The following is a 13,316-nucleotide window of genomic DNA, read 5'->3' as shown; positions in this document are numbered from 1 at the left end:
AAAGCGGTGGACGATTTCAAAGCGCGGGCGGCGCGCCCTCCTCCGCCTTCGCCGCCGCGATCTTCCGGCGCGTTTCGCGCACCTGCGACCACGCCCCGTACACGATCAGCGCGGCGAGGAAGATCCACACCCAGACCGGAATATCCTGCCCGAACAGCGCGAGGTAGAGATAGGCCGACACGAAGAAGAAGCCCGCCAGCATCGTCGGCAGCACGGTCGAGCGTCCGGCCCGCGCGCGCTTCACCAGCCATGCGATCGACGCGAAGAAGAAGGGAATCGCGCCGACATAGATCGCGACGAAGATGTACGGATTGACGTTGTACTGCGCGCCCTGGGCGAGAATCCATTCGTTGATCGATTCAAGCATCGCGCACCATGACCGCCCGGTTCGCTATGCGGCTCAGCCCGGATAATCCGAGCGTGCGGCGATGGCTTCCACTTCGCTGGCGGGAAACATCCGGTCGCCCAGCTTCTGGATAACATGGTCGTGGCGCTTTTCCGGATCCATCGCCATCATCAGCCGGACCATTTCGAGGAAGGTGCCGTCGTGGATGCCCTTCGACCCGTCGAGCAGGCCGCGGCCGTCGTCCTTGATGTGGATTTCCGCACGGTCGTCCCATGCGATCCCGCCTTCTGCTTCCTCGGCATTGTAGGTCGTGGGATGGTCGCTCATGTTCTTGCTCCTAGTCTTTGCCCTTCAACGCAGGACCACGCAGGCGGGTCCGCGGTCGGTGCGGTTATTCCAGTACACCGTCGCGCAGGCGGTGGACGCGGTCCATCTTCGCGGCCAGCCGCTCGTTATGGGTCGCGATCAGCGCGGCGCTGCCCTGCCCGCGCACGAGCTCGAGAAACTGGGCCAGCACCCGTTCCGACGTCGCTTCGTCGAGATTGCCCGTCGGCTCGTCCGCGAGGACCAGCTTGGGATTGTTGGCGAGCGCCCGGGCCACGGCCACGCGCTGTTGCTCCCCACCCGAAAGCTGGCTCGGTCGGTGCTCCAGCCGATGTTCGAGGCCGAGCGCGCCGAGCAGGTCTTTCGCGCGTTCTTCCGCCGTATCGCGCGCGACTCCGCCGACGAGTTGCGGGAGGACGACGTTTTCGACCGCGTTGAAATCGGGCAGCAGGTGGTGGAACTGGTACACGAAGCCCAGATGCTCGCGCCGCAGGGCGGTTCGCTGCTGGCTGTCCGATTTCTCCGCTGCCTGCCCGGCGATCACGATCGTGCCGCCGAACCCGCCTTCGAGCAAGCCGACCGCCTGGAGCATGGTCGACTTGCCCGAACCCGACGGGCCGAGCAGCGCCACGATCTCTCCCGGCATGACCTTCAGGTCGACACCGCGCAGAACGTCGATCCGCACCCCGCCCTGTTCGAAACTGCGGGTGACGCCGCGCAGCTCGACGACCGGCTGCACACCATTTGGCTGGGGAGCACTATTCATAGCGAAGCACCTGCACGGGATCGGTATTGGCCGCCTTGAATGCGGGATAGAGCGTCGCGAGGAAGCTGAGGATCAGAGCCAGCGCGACGATGCCGAAGATTTCCCACGGGTCGGTCTTGGAGGGCAGTTCGGTCAGGAAGCGCACCTCCGGGTTCCACAGGTCCTGCCCGGTCGCCCAGCTGATCACCCCGAGGATCGGCTGGCGGAAGGTCAGCACGAGGCCGCCCAGCGCGAGGCCGGCAAGCGTGCCGATCGCGCCGACCGTGAAGCCTGTGGTGACGAAGATCTTGAGGATCGACTGCCGCCCCGCGCCCATCGTGCGCATGATCGCGATGTCGCGGGTCTTGGCGCGCACCAGCATCACGAGGCTGGACAGGATGTTGAACGCGGCGACCAGCACCATGAAGCTGAGCGCGAAGAACATCGCCACCCGCTCCACCTGCAGGGCTTCGAAGATCGACGCATTCATCTGCTGCCAGGTGTTGACCACGGCAATGCCTCGCAACCGCTGCTCGATCGGGGCCATGATCTCTGCGGCGCGGTCGGCGTCCTCGGTCGTCACCTCGATCATCTCGATGGTGTCACCGGTCAGCAGCAGGGTCTGCGCCTGCGGGATCGGCATGACGACGAAGGCACCGTCGTAATCGTACAGGCCGATTTCGAAGATCGCGCCGACCTCGTAGCCGACCTCGCGATACATCGTGCCGAAGGGGGTCGTGCGCCCGGCCGGATTGACGATGGTGATGGTATCGCCCAGCCGCGCTCCGATATTCTCGGCCAGCCGGGCGCCGATGGCCACCTGGTCGGCCCCGGGCTTGAGCGCCGAGATATCGCCCGCCACGACCTGTTCGGACAGGGCATCAATATCGGCCTGCGTATTGCCGCGTACGATCACCCCCTCGACCCGGCCGTTGAAGGTGACCAGCAGCGGCTTATCGATCAGGGGCGATGCGTCGACGACACCGGGCGTCTCCTTAATCTCGGCGAGTATGCTCTCCCAATTGTCGAGCTTGCCGCCATAGGCCTGGACGACCGCATGGCCGTTGAGCCCCACGATCTTGTCGAGCAGTTCGGCGCGGAAGCCGTTCATCACGCTCATCACAATCACCAGCATGGCGACCGAGAGCATGACAACGCCGATGGAAATTCCTGCAACCAGCTTGATGAACCCCTCGCCCTTGCCGGGCCAGAGATAACGCTTCGCGATAGTCCATTCGAAAGGGCTGAGAAACAAGGAGCGGTCCATTTTTGAATTCCCGGTGCCGCGCGTTAGGGGGCCGAGCCTTGCTGCGCAATGAAAAGCGCGCGGACCTTCAAACCACCCGGGCGCCCCCTCAACCCTTGTAATTCATCTGTCACACCGCCAATGGGGCATCCGACTCCCCCAGAGCTAGCCGGGCGCCCCACCCCATGAACCTTCTCCATCCTTTCGAAGACGAGAACGGCGACACACTGCACGAAGAGTGCGGCGTGTTCGGCGCGATCAACGCAGGCAGCGAAGCGGCGGCAACCACCGCTCTCGGCCTGCATGCCCTCCAGCACCGCGGCCAGGAGGCCGCCGGTATCACCAGTTTTGACGGCACGCAGTTCTATACGCGTCGCGGCCTCGGCCATGTCGCGGAGAATTTCTCCAGCGCGGAGAGCATCGCCGAGCTGCCCGGCTTCATGGCCTCGGGCCACGTGCGCTACTCCACCACCGGCGGTTCGGGCCTGCGCAACGTGCAGCCCCTGTATGCCGAGCTTTCGACCGGCGGCTTCTCCATCGCGCACAACGGCAACATGTCCAACGCGGCCACGCTGCGCGAAGAGCTCGTCGGCAAGGGCGCGATCTTCCAGTCGACCAGCGATACAGAAGTCATCATCCATCTGGTCGCCACCAGCCGCTATCCCACGATGCTGGACAAGCTGACCGACGCGCTGCGGCTGGTCGAAGGGGCCTACGCGATCATCGTGATGACGCCACGCGGCATGGCTGCGTGCCGCGATCCCCTCGGCATTCGTCCATTGCAGATGGGCAGGATGGGCGATGCGGTTGTTTTCGCCAGCGAAACGGTCGCCTTCGACGTGGTCGGCGCCCAGTTCGAACGCGAGGTCGAGCCCGGCGAGCTGATCGAGGTCGATTTCGACGGCACGATCCGCTCGCACCGTCCCTTCGGCAACGCCCCGGCGCGGCCGTGCATCTTCGAACACGTCTATTTCAGCCGCCCCGATTCGATTTTCGGCGGCCGTTCGGTCTACGAAGCGCGCAAGTCGATCGGCACCCAGCTTGCGATCGAGGCGCCGTGCGAGGCGGATCTCGTCGTGCCCGTGCCCGACAGCGGGGTGCCTGCCGCGATCGGTTATGCTCAGGAATCGGGTCTGCCTTTCGAACTGGGCATCATCCGCAGCCACTATGTCGGCCGCACATTCATCCAGCCATCGGACGGCGCGCGCCACTCGGGCGTCCGTCGCAAGCACAACGCCAATCGCGGCCTGGTCGAAGGCAAGCGGATCGTGCTGATCGACGATTCGATCGTGCGCGGGACGACCAGCATGAAGATCGTGGAGATGATGCGCGATGCCGGCGCGACCGAAGTGCACTTCCGCGTCGCCAGCCCGCCGACTGCGCATAGCTGCTACTACGGGGTCGATACGCCCGAGCGTTCGAAGCTGCTCGCCGCGCGCATGGAGCTCGAACCGATGCGCGAGTTCATCAAGGCGGACAGCCTCGCCTTCGTGTCGATCGACGGCCTCTATCGCGCCGTCGGCCAGGAGGCGCGCGAGAAAAACTGCCCGCAGTTCTGCGATGCCTGCTTCACCGGGGACTACCCCACGCGCCTGACCGATTTCTCGCGGCGCGAGCAAAGCTCCGCACAGCTGTCCTTCCCAGTCAACAAGACCGTCGACGAGCCTGCCTGATATGTCGGAAACCAAGCCATTCGAAGGGCGCGTTGCCCTTGTCACCGGAGCTTCGCGCGGTATCGGCGCGGCAATCGCGAAGGCGCTCGCAGCCAAGGGTGCGCATGTCATCCTGACCGCGCGCGACGATGCCGCGCTCGAGCGTGTCGAGGACGAAATTCACCAGGCCGGCGGCACCGCGACCATCGCACCGGTCGATCTGACCGAGAACGACGGGGTCGCCCGCCTCGCGCAGGCGATTGCCAGCCGCTGGGATGCGCTCGACTTCCTCGTTATGAGCGCAGCCTACCTGCCGACGCTGACCCCGGTGACGCAGATCGACTCCAAGCAATTCAACACCGCGGTTACGATCAATCTGCTGGCGACGCAGGCGCTGATCGCCGGCCTGCACCCGCTGCTCAAGCGCGCCGATGCTGCCCGGGTCGTCGGCCTGACGAGCAGCGTGGGCGAGAGCCCGCGGGCCTACTGGTCTGCCTATGCATCGACCAAGGCCGCGTTCGACAATCTGCTCGAATGCTATGCGCTGGAGGTTGCCAATACCGGATCCATCCGGGTCGCCATCGTCGATCCCGGCGCGACCCGCACGCAGATGCGCGCCAAGGCCTATCCCGGCGAAGACCCGCAGACGGTCAAGCCGCCGGAAGAGGTTGCGACCCGTATCGCGGCTTTGCTGGGCGAGGATTTCGAGAGCGGCCACCGCGAAAGAATTGGTTAATCGCGCTTAGGCATTCCCGGTCATGTCCGGGCAAGCCGCGACAAGCGATTATCGTCCCGTCAAATGACTCGGACGGGATCGCAATTGATGCTCAAAACCCAGACGTCCTACGCCAATGCGGCGCAGGAAAGCCGCTGCGTGCCGCGCACGAAAATCGTGATTCCCGCCCAGTTGCGGATCAGCGAAGGCGGTACTTTCAAGACGGTAGTCCACGACCTGTCGATCGCCGGCTTCAGCGCGTCGTCGATCGGGCGACTCAACGCCGGCCGGGTCTGCTGGCTGACCCTTCCGGGCCTCCAGCCGATCGCGAGCCGGGTGGTCTGGTGGGATCGCTCCATCGCAGGGGCGGCGTTCGACACTCTCATCGAACAGCGCGTGCTCGACGATCTGCTCGCCAAGTGGGAAAGCCCGCTCGGCGGAGGGGTCACGCGCTCCTGCCTGCTGTGACGCGCTAAAGCCCGGCGTAAATCTGCGTAAAGAGCTTGAAGCGCGGGCCGGTGAGATCGGACCCCGTGGCCTTGGGCCAGTTGGATACGATCGCAACGACCAGATCCTTCTCGGGCGCCAGCGTGATCGACTGCCCGAAAATGCCTTGCGCGCCGAACGGACCCGCGACCGGACCGGGCGCGGTGTTGGGATAGGTCCACCACTGGTAGCCGTAGCCAAAGCCATTGCCGAACTCGACCTGGGGGGAGCCCGCGTCGCCAAACCACCCCTCCGGCACGACGCCTCTGCCGCCTTCCAGCACGAACTGGCCGAAGCGCGCATAGTCGGGAAGCGATACCGAAAGACAGCAGCCGCCCACACTGCGCTGGGAAAGATCGGTCTGCCAGAACAGAGGCTGCGCAAACCCGGCCGGATCGACGATCTTGCGCTTGGCATATTCGGCCAGCGTTTCGCCAACCGCATTTTCGACCAAGACGCCGATCAGGTTGGTCTCACCCGTCTTGTACACCCACTTGTCGCCCGCAGGTGCCTCGCGCGGGAGGGTCTTCATATATTCGACAACCTGGTCCTGCCCGGGTTCGGGGGTGACGTTGAACATCTTCGCCACGTCCGAATTGGGATCGGTGTAGTCCTCGTTCCATTTGACGCCCGAGGTCATGGTCGCGAGCTGTTCGACCGTGACATCGTCGTACGCGCTGCCCGCGAGACCGGGGATGTATTTCGACACGGGATCGCCGAGGCTGTCGATATGACCATCCCTGATCGCCGCGCCGAGCAGCGTGGAGGTGAAGCTCTTGGCGACCGAGAAGCTGGTCCAGCGCTGCTCGGGCCCGAAACCCAGCGCATATTCCTCGAACCGGACCCGCCCGTCCTGCAGGACGATCACGCCCGCGGCGTGCTGCGACGCCATGTAGCTGCGGATCGAGGCCTGCAGCGCATCGGGCAGCGGTTTGCCCGCGGGCAATGCACGCGGGCTTTGCGGCGGAGCGACCTCCTGTCCGGGGAAGAAGGTTTCCATCGAGCGGAAACGGGCCGATCGGGTGGCGTCGTCCCAGAAAAGCACCTCCGCCCCCACCACCGGCAGCGGATCGCTCGGCATGCTGGCGGTTACACCGGGCGTATCTTCGGCCGGAGCAGTCGCGCACCCGGCCAGCGGCAAGGCAAGTGCACCCAGCAGGGCAAGACAGGTCTTCACATCACGTCTCCTTGATGAGGGTCACCTGGTGGACGTCTATGCCGCCCCCCCTGAAACCGCCCTCGCAATACATCAGGTAATAGCGCCAGAGCGCCTTGAACCGCGCGTCGAAACCGGCCGGCAACAGCCCGTCGCGCACTGCGCGTTCGAAGTTCTGCCGCCAGATTTTAAGCGTCTCGGCGTAGTCCAGCCCGAACCGCTTCTCATCATGCCATGCGAGGCCACGCTGCTCGGCAAGGCTGCGGAATTCGGACGCGCGGATCAGCAGGCCGCCCGGGAACACGTACGCCTGGATGAAGTCCGCGCTCTCGGCATAGGCGTCGAACAATTCGTCGCGCATCGAGATAAACTGGATCGCCGCGCGCCCGCCGGGTTTCAGGTTGCGCGCGACACAATCCATGAAGGTCGGCCAGTATTCGCGGCCCAAGGCCTCGACCATCTCGACGCTCGCGATCGCGTCGTACTGACCGCTCGTGTCGCGATAATCCTGCTTCAGGAAACGGGCATCGCCCTCGCCCTGACGGCGGGCCCAGGCAAGCTGCTGTTCGGACAGGCTGATCGCATCGACCTGCGCCCCGCGATCCGCCGCCGCACTGGCGAGCGTGCCCCACCCGCAGCCGATCTCCAGCAGGCTGTCGCCGGGCGACAGCTCCAGCCGATCGAGGATCGCCGCCATCTTGGCGCGCTGTGCCATATCGAGGGTCGGCGGAGCATCGGACTGATCGAACAGCGCGGAAGAATAGCTCATCGTCTCGCCGAGCCAGGTGGCGTAGAAATCATTGCCGAGGTCGTAATGCGCGGCGATGTTCTTCGCCGCACCGGCTTTTGTGTTGCGATGCCGGTTATGCGCTGCCCGCAGAGCGCGCTTCCACCCGCCCTTGGCCCGCGCCGAATCGCCGAGTGTCTGCGCATTGTCCATGCAGACCGCAAACAGCGGCACCGGATCGGGACTGCTCCATTCGCCGGCTTCCCATGCCTGATACCAGCCGACCGATCCACCGGTCGCCATCCGCACCAGCGCGCGCCAGTTGTGCACCGTAACCTCGGCCTCGAACCCGGGGCCCTGCCCGCCGAGCAGGCGCGTGCTTCCGTCGGGCAGGCGAGCGCGCACCGAGCCTTTGACGATCCCGGAATCGAGCCGGTCGAGCAGTTTGTGGAAACCGGGGGCGAGCAGGCGGGAAAACAGGCCTCGATGACGCGCGAAGCGCTCGGATGCGGCTAACAGATCGCCGCCGCGAGATTGGCCGGTCACCCCCATGCGGGCTCGCTTATGGCGCGCGGACCTGGCCCGGACAACCCCCCGCCAGCGACCGTGCGCGCCAGCCGTCAGCCGTCTTTCATCTCGCGATAGGCTGCCAGCGCCCGCTCGCGCGCTTCCTTGTGGCCGATCATCTTCTCCGGGTAGTCGGCGGGGCGACATGTATCCGACGGATCGTGGATCTCGTCATCCGGGAGGTCGGCCAGTTCAGGCACCCATTCGCGGATATAGCCCGCCGCATCGAATTTCTCCGACTGGCTGAGCGGAGCCATGATCCGGGGAAACATGTTGCTGTCCACCCCCGTGCCGGCGACCCACTGCCAGTTGGTGCCGTTGCTGGCGTAGTCGGCATCGACCAGCGTATCCCAGAACCAGCGCTCGCCATGGCGCCAGTCGATCAGCAGGTGCTTGATGAGAAAGCTGGCGGCGATCATCCGCACGCGATTGTGCATCCAGCCGATCGCCCACAGCTGCCGCATACCGGCATCGACGATGGGGTAACCGGTACGGCCCATCTGCCAGGCCTCCAGCTCTTCCTCGATCACATGCCCGCGATTGGGATTGCGCCACAGCTTCGCGTCGTCGATCGCGTCGCGGTAGGTCTCCTCGGGGTAACGGGGGAACTGGCAGAGGATGTTCTGCGCATAATCGCGCCAGATCAGCTCGCCCTCGAAGGTCCGCCAGCCATCGCTGCGCTTGTCCTTCATGCGATGCCAGATCTGGATCGGGGAAATCTCGCCCCAGTGGAGGTGGGGCGACATCTGCGAGGTCTGATCCTCGCTCGGCAGGTTGCGCCCGTCCTCGTACTCGGCGACGTGATCCGCCCACCAGCCGAGACGTTCGTGTGCAGCCTCTTCTCCAATCTCCCAGAACTTCGCCATCTTCGTGGACCAGTCGGGCTTGGTGGGCAGCAGGCCCCAATCGGCGAGATCGTCGCTCGGCGGCAAGTCGCCGGGCTGGGAAATCGTCTCGGGCGCGGGCAGTTCGTCACGCGCCGGCATCAGGTCGCGTATCGTGCGGGAAAATGGCGTGTATATCTTGTAAGGGTCGCCCGAGCCCGTGGTCGCGGTGCCCGGCGGCATGAGGTAATTGCCGTCATGCAGCTCCAGCTCGCAGCCTTCGGGCACTGCCTTCTTCAGATCGCCCTGCGCCTGGCGCCACCACGGTTCGTAATGGCGGTTGGCGTGAACCGCGCTCGCGCCGGTCTTCGCGGCGAGATCGGCGAGGATGGCCGCGCTGTCGCCGCGCCGCAGGATCAGCGTCGCGTTATGGCGTCCGAAGCTCGTGGCGAGGCTTTCGAGGGAGTGGTGCAGCCACCAGCGCGACGCACCGCCATATGTGCGGTTCCCTGGCCGTTCGTCGTCGAGGATGAAAACGGGGATGATCGGCCCTGCCTGCGCGGCGGCATAAAGAGCGGGATTATCGGCCAGCCGCAGATCGCGCCGGAGCCATACTATTTGAGGAGACGCCATGCGCTAAGGAACCTCATTCGAAACGGGCTGTTCCGAATTGCATGGACCAAACACGCGGCACGGACACAACCGAGCCCAAAGCCCCCCTTCCCGCCGAAACCATCTCGCTTCCCGCTCGCGGGTTCACGATCGATCGGGGAAAGGCGCTCGTCGCCGCGGGCGTGCTATGGGCAATCTGGGGGGGAATGATCTGGCTCGTTACGCAGGACCATTCACAAAGCTTCGATGAATCCGGCCTGCTGCTCTACCGATCGGGAGTGGACTTCCATCCTCTGGGCGGGAACATGCTGCAAGAAGCCGTGCGCGATATTACAGCACTGGGCGGGTTTCTTCTCTCGACGCTAGCGGCAGGCGCTGCGGTAATCGCACTCGTCTTCCTGCGCCTGCGCCGCGAGGCGATGCTCTTCACGATAACCGTATTGCTCGGCTGGGGTCTCAACGCGGTCATGAAGCTGCTGGTCGGGCGCGAGCGCCCTACTCTCGTCCCTCACCTGACCGAGGCAGCGGGCTACAGCTTCCCGAGCGGGCACAGCTTCACCTCGGCGATGATCTATATAGGCATGGCGCTTGCCTTTGCTTCGCTCAGCAGCAGGCACACGGTTCGCTACACGCTGATCGGCAGTGCGATCGTCATCTCGATCATGATCGCGTGGAGCCGGGTGATGCTGGGGGTGCACTTCCCCAGCGACGTGGTCGCCGGGTGGAGCGGAGGCGCGGCGTGGGCCTTCACCGCCGCCGCGCTGCTATACGAGCCTGCCAAACGCGCGGCCGACAGCCAAACCGCGCACCGGCTCGATCCGCTGGAACACCGCTAGACCGGGTCTTGCGCCGACCCGTCGACAGTCCACGTCTGGCCACCGCTAAGCAGTTTGGCGAGGTTCGCTTCCTTGCCGCTGACCGAAGCTTCACGCTCCGCAATCACCGCGCTTTCATAGGTCGGCGCCGGATCGTCGTAGAGCACACCGAGCGGCATCGGGAACGGGTCGAAGGGCAACTCGGCCAGCATGTGTGCCATGACGCGGTTTTTGACGTCGTGGACACGCACCCCCGCCGCCTGCCAGTCGCCATCGACGACATCGACCACGGTGAAGGTGAGCTTTTCAGGATCGAACGCGAGGCCCTTAGTACCCTTGTCGAACAGCATCGGCTCTCCATCGGCGAGCCATAACTGCTGGCCTTCCGCACCCTTGGGCGCAGCAAAGGCGTCGAACACGTCCTTGTTGTAGACGATGCAGTTCTGGAAAATCTCGACGAACGCCGCGCCCTGGTGGGCGTGCGCCGCCTTGAGGACATCGGGCAGGTTCTTCGACACGTCGATTCCGCGCCCGACGAAGCGCGCGCCGCTGCCCAGCGCGAAGGCGCACGGGTTGGCGGGATGGTCGACCGATCCGATCGGACTGGTCGGCGTCCGCGTGCCTTCGCGGCTGGTGGGCGAGTACTGGCCCTTGGTGAGGCCGTAGATCTCGTTGTTGAACAGCATGATCTGCATGTTCACGTTGCGGCGAAGCACATGCATCATGTGGTTGCCACCGATCGACAGGCCATCGCCATCGCCGGTGACCAGCCAGACGTCGAGGTCCGGATTGGCGAGCTTCACACCCGTCGCCACCGCGGGCGCGCGGCCGTGGATCGTGTGGAAGCCGTAGCTCTCGATATAATAGGGGAAACGGCTGGAGCAGCCGATGCCGGAGATGAACACGGTGTTCGCTGGATCGGAGCCCAACTGCGGCAGCGTGCGCTGCACAGCCTTCAGGATCGCATAGTCCCCGCAACCCGGGCACCAGCGAACCTCCTGGTCGGTTTCCCAGTCCTTGAGCGTGGTTTCGATTTTAACGGGTGCGTTCATTATTCGCTCTCCACCGGGCTCGGCAGCTGTTGGTCGTTTGCCTGCACTTCGCCGCCCTCGTTGCCTTGGACACCATCGAAATAGGCGCAGATCGCCTCTTCAAGTTCGGCAATCTGGAACGGCTGGCCGCTGGTCTTGGTCAGGCTTTCCGCATCGACCAGCAGCTGGTCGCGCAGCACGGTCTTGAGCTGGCCGGTGTTCATCTCGGGCACCAGCACGCGCTCGAACCCGCTGAGCAGCTCGCCGAGGTTCTTGGGCAGCGGCCAGATGTGACGGATGTGGATGTGCGAGACCGAGCAGCCCTTGTCGATGCTGCGGCGCACCGCTTGCTTGATCGGGCCGTAGGTCGAACCCCAACCGACCACCGCCAGCTTGCCGGTCTGCTCGCCCCACGCAACTTCCTGATCGGGCACCTCGATATTCGCGATCTTGTTCTTGCGCGTATCGGTCATGTGCTGGTGGTTGGCCGGATCGTAAGAGATGTTGCCGGTATTGGCGTCCTTCTCGATCCCGCCGATGCGGTGCATCATGCCGGGCGTGCCGGGCTTGATCCACGGGCGCGAACCCTTCTCGTCACGCTTGTAAGGCAGCAGTTCTTCGCCGCGCGGTTCTTCCAGGAATTTGGCGGGGAACGGCGTGAAGCCTTCCGGATCCGGCACCTTCCACGGCTCGGCCGCATTGGCGATGTAGCCATCGGTCAGCAGCATCACCGGCGTCATGTACTGCGTCGCGATGCGACAGGCCTCGATGGCGACCTCGAAGGCGTCGGCAGGCGAGCGTGCGGCGATCACCGGCATCGGTGCATCGCCGTTGCGGCCATAGACCGCCTGATAGAGGTCGCTCTGCTCGGTCTTGGTCGGCAGGCCGGTGGACGGGCCACCGCGCTGCGAATTGACCACCACCAGCGGCAGTTCGGTCATTATGCCGAGGCCCAGCGCCTCTGTCTTGAGCGCGATGCCGGGGCCGGAGGACGAGGTTACGCCCAGCTGGCCCGCGTAGCTTGCACCGATCGCGGCGCACACGGCGGCAATCTCGTCTTCCGCCTGGAAGGTGGTAACGCCGTATTCCTTGAGCCGCGCGAGGTGATGCAGGATCGCCGAGGCAGGCGTGATCGGGTAGCCGCCGAAGAACATCGGCAGTTCCGCCAACTGCGCGCCCGCCACGAGGCCGAGCGAGATCGCTTCAGCACCGGTAATCGTGCGATACAGCCCCGGCTCCGAAGGCGCCGGCGGCAGATGGACCTGCTTGAGCGGTGCCGAAAGCTCGGCGGTTTCGCCATAGGCGTGTCCTGCGTCCAGCGCGGCGATGTTGGCCGCCGCGATATCTGGGGCCTTGGCGAACTTCTTGTTCAGCCAGTCGTGCAGCGGTTCGCGCGGACGATCGAACATCCACAGCGCGAGGCCAAGCGTCCACATGTTCTTGCAGCGCAGGCCATCCTTCTTGCCGAGGCCGAAGGGCTCCACAGCTTCCAGCGTACGCGCGCTGATGTCGAATGCCAGTACATCGAACGGCGCGAGGCTATCGTCCTCGAGCGGGTTCGCATCGTACTTCGCCTTGTCGAGATTCCGCTTCGTGAACTCGCCCGTGTCCGCAATCACCAGCCCGCCGGGCTTCAGCGCCGCAAGGTTCACCTTGAGCGCCGCCGGGTTCATCGCGACCAGAACATCCGGCGCGTCGCCGGCGGTGTTGATCGCACGACTGCCGAAATTGATCTGAAAGGCGGAGACGCCGAACAGCGTGCCCTGCGGCGCGCGGATCTCCGCCGGGAAGTCCGGGAAGGTCGCAAGGTCGTTGCCCGCCAGCGCGGTCGACAGCGTGAACTGTCCGCCGGTGAGCTGCATGCCATCGCCGGAGTCGCCGGCGAAGCGGACCACGATCGCATCGGGAGCGTCGGTTTGCGTGGGGGTGGAAGCGGGAGGCGCTTGAGTCGCCATTATCTAACAATCCTTCGGGTCTTCGTGGCGCTTTGGAGACGCGCCTTGAACCGCCGCCTACGTGGCCGTCCGCAGCCGAGCAATCAAGTTTTTCTAGTCCGGGGTAAGCAGATCG

At 64.9% G+C, this 13,316-nt stretch carries 13 protein-coding genes; 4 read left to right on the top strand and 9 right to left on the bottom strand.

All coding sequences use genetic code 11. The features are described 5' to 3' along the window. Nucleotides 1–16: 16 nt before the first annotated feature. From ACYQ0L_RS00580 to ACYQ0L_RS00565, 4 genes are all read right to left on the bottom strand, one after another. On the bottom strand, nt 17–367 hold the full coding sequence (locus ACYQ0L_RS00580; protein ID WP_459786983.1) for a hypothetical protein: 351 nt from the start codon (nt 365–367) through the stop codon (nt 17–19). Nucleotides 368–400: 33 nt separating this feature from the next. Then, on the bottom strand, nt 401–673 hold the full coding sequence (locus ACYQ0L_RS00575; protein WP_459786982.1) for a hypothetical protein: 273 nt from the start codon (nt 671–673) through the stop codon (nt 401–403). 64 nt (nt 674–737) lie between these two features. After that, the gene (locus ACYQ0L_RS00570; RefSeq protein WP_459786981.1) at nt 738–1,436 is read right to left on the bottom strand and encodes an ABC transporter ATP-binding protein; all 699 of its coding nucleotides are present in this window, start codon (nt 1,434–1,436) and stop codon (nt 738–740) included. Then, nucleotides 1,429–2,670 carry a lipoprotein-releasing ABC transporter permease subunit gene (locus ACYQ0L_RS00565; protein WP_459786980.1) on the bottom strand — a complete coding sequence of 414 codons (1,242 nt, stop codon included), beginning with the start codon at nt 2,668–2,670 and terminating at the stop codon, nt 1,429–1,431. The genes ACYQ0L_RS00570 and ACYQ0L_RS00565 overlap by 8 nt, the downstream gene beginning before the upstream one ends. A gap of 176 nt (nt 2,671–2,846) precedes the next feature. Here ACYQ0L_RS00565 and purF point away from each other — a divergent pair, with 176 nt between their 5' ends. The 3 genes from purF to ACYQ0L_RS00550 all read left to right on the top strand — a co-directional run bounded on the left by purF (nt 2,847) and on the right by ACYQ0L_RS00550 (nt 5,496). Next, nucleotides 2,847–4,334, top strand: a complete 1,488-nt coding sequence (gene purF / locus ACYQ0L_RS00560) for an amidophosphoribosyltransferase (protein WP_459786979.1) — start codon at nt 2,847–2,849, stop codon at nt 4,332–4,334. A 1-nt stretch (nt 4,335) separates the two neighbouring features. Next, the gene (locus ACYQ0L_RS00555) at nt 4,336–5,049 is read left to right on the top strand and encodes an SDR family NAD(P)-dependent oxidoreductase (RefSeq protein WP_459786978.1); all 714 of its coding nucleotides are present in this window, start codon (nt 4,336–4,338) and stop codon (nt 5,047–5,049) included. Between the two features lie 87 nt (nt 5,050–5,136). Then, entirely contained in the window at nt 5,137–5,496 is a 360-nt protein-coding gene (locus ACYQ0L_RS00550) for a PilZ domain-containing protein (protein WP_459786977.1), read from the top strand. Nucleotides 5,497–5,500: 4 nt separating this feature from the next. Here ACYQ0L_RS00550 and ACYQ0L_RS00545 read toward each other — a convergent pair whose 3' ends face one another. The 3 genes from ACYQ0L_RS00545 to ACYQ0L_RS00535 form a co-directional block, all read right to left on the bottom strand. Continuing rightward, a complete protein-coding gene (locus tag ACYQ0L_RS00545) occupies nt 5,501–6,691 on the bottom strand; it encodes a serine hydrolase domain-containing protein (RefSeq protein ID WP_459786976.1) in 1,191 nt (396 codons plus the stop codon). 1 nt (nt 6,692) lies between these two features. Next, a complete protein-coding gene (locus tag ACYQ0L_RS00540) occupies nt 6,693–7,949 on the bottom strand; it encodes a class I SAM-dependent methyltransferase (RefSeq protein WP_459786975.1) in 1,257 nt (418 codons plus the stop codon). Between the two features lie 68 nt (nt 7,950–8,017). Further along, nucleotides 8,018–9,421 carry a cryptochrome/photolyase family protein gene (locus ACYQ0L_RS00535; RefSeq protein WP_459786974.1) on the bottom strand — a complete coding sequence of 468 codons (1,404 nt, stop codon included), beginning with the start codon at nt 9,419–9,421 and terminating at the stop codon, nt 8,018–8,020. 185 nt (nt 9,422–9,606) lie between these two features. On the opposite strand from ACYQ0L_RS00535, the gene ACYQ0L_RS00530 reads away from it, so the two are divergent. Then, the gene (locus ACYQ0L_RS00530) at nt 9,607–10,236 is read left to right on the top strand and encodes a phosphatase PAP2 family protein (protein WP_459786973.1); all 630 of its coding nucleotides are present in this window, start codon (nt 9,607–9,609) and stop codon (nt 10,234–10,236) included. Here ACYQ0L_RS00530 and ACYQ0L_RS00525 read toward each other — a convergent pair. Beyond that, a complete protein-coding gene (locus ACYQ0L_RS00525) occupies nt 10,233–11,267 on the bottom strand; it encodes a 2-oxoacid:ferredoxin oxidoreductase subunit beta (protein ID WP_459786972.1) in 1,035 nt (344 codons plus the stop codon). The genes ACYQ0L_RS00530 and ACYQ0L_RS00525 overlap by 4 nt on opposite strands. Further along, nucleotides 11,267–13,201 carry a 2-oxoacid:acceptor oxidoreductase subunit alpha gene (locus ACYQ0L_RS00520; protein ID WP_459786971.1) on the bottom strand — a complete coding sequence of 645 codons (1,935 nt, stop codon included), beginning with the start codon at nt 13,199–13,201 and terminating at the stop codon, nt 11,267–11,269. The genes ACYQ0L_RS00525 and ACYQ0L_RS00520 overlap by 1 nt, the downstream gene beginning before the upstream one ends. Nucleotides 13,202–13,316: the final 115 nt, after the last annotated feature.

This window comes from Alteriqipengyuania triglochinis (assembly GCF_054655655.1).
This window is presented reverse-complemented; position numbering and strand designations above follow the sequence as displayed.

What these genes read in the sequence shown, in the direction of transcription:
- ACYQ0L_RS00580 (WP_459786983.1), bottom strand. Translation starts at nt 367, where the DNA reads ATGCTTGAATCGATCAACGAATGGATTCTCGCCCAGGGCGCGCAGTAC.
- ACYQ0L_RS00575 (WP_459786982.1), bottom strand. Translation starts at nt 673, where the DNA reads ATGAGCGACCATCCCACGACCTACAATGCCGAGGAAGCAGAAGGCGGG.
- ACYQ0L_RS00570 (WP_459786981.1), bottom strand. Translation starts at nt 1,436, where the DNA reads ATGAATAGTGCTCCCCAGCCAAATGGTGTGCAGCCGGTCGTCGAGCTG.
- purF (WP_459786979.1), top strand. Translation starts at nt 2,847, where the DNA reads ATGAACCTTCTCCATCCTTTCGAAGACGAGAACGGCGACACACTGCAC.
- ACYQ0L_RS00555 (WP_459786978.1), top strand. Translation starts at nt 4,336, where the DNA reads ATGTCGGAAACCAAGCCATTCGAAGGGCGCGTTGCCCTTGTCACCGGA.
- ACYQ0L_RS00550 (WP_459786977.1), top strand. Translation starts at nt 5,137, where the DNA reads ATGCTCAAAACCCAGACGTCCTACGCCAATGCGGCGCAGGAAAGCCGC.
- ACYQ0L_RS00540 (WP_459786975.1), bottom strand. Translation starts at nt 7,949, where the DNA reads ATGGGGGTGACCGGCCAATCTCGCGGCGGCGATCTGTTAGCCGCATCC.
- ACYQ0L_RS00535 (WP_459786974.1), bottom strand. Translation starts at nt 9,421, where the DNA reads ATGGCGTCTCCTCAAATAGTATGGCTCCGGCGCGATCTGCGGCTGGCC.
- ACYQ0L_RS00530 (WP_459786973.1), top strand. Translation starts at nt 9,607, where the DNA reads ATGATCTGGCTCGTTACGCAGGACCATTCACAAAGCTTCGATGAATCC.
- ACYQ0L_RS00525 (WP_459786972.1), bottom strand. Translation starts at nt 11,267, where the DNA reads ATGAACGCACCCGTTAAAATCGAAACCACGCTCAAGGACTGGGAAACC.
- ACYQ0L_RS00520 (WP_459786971.1), bottom strand. Translation starts at nt 13,201, where the DNA reads ATGGCGACTCAAGCGCCTCCCGCTTCCACCCCCACGCAAACCGACGCT.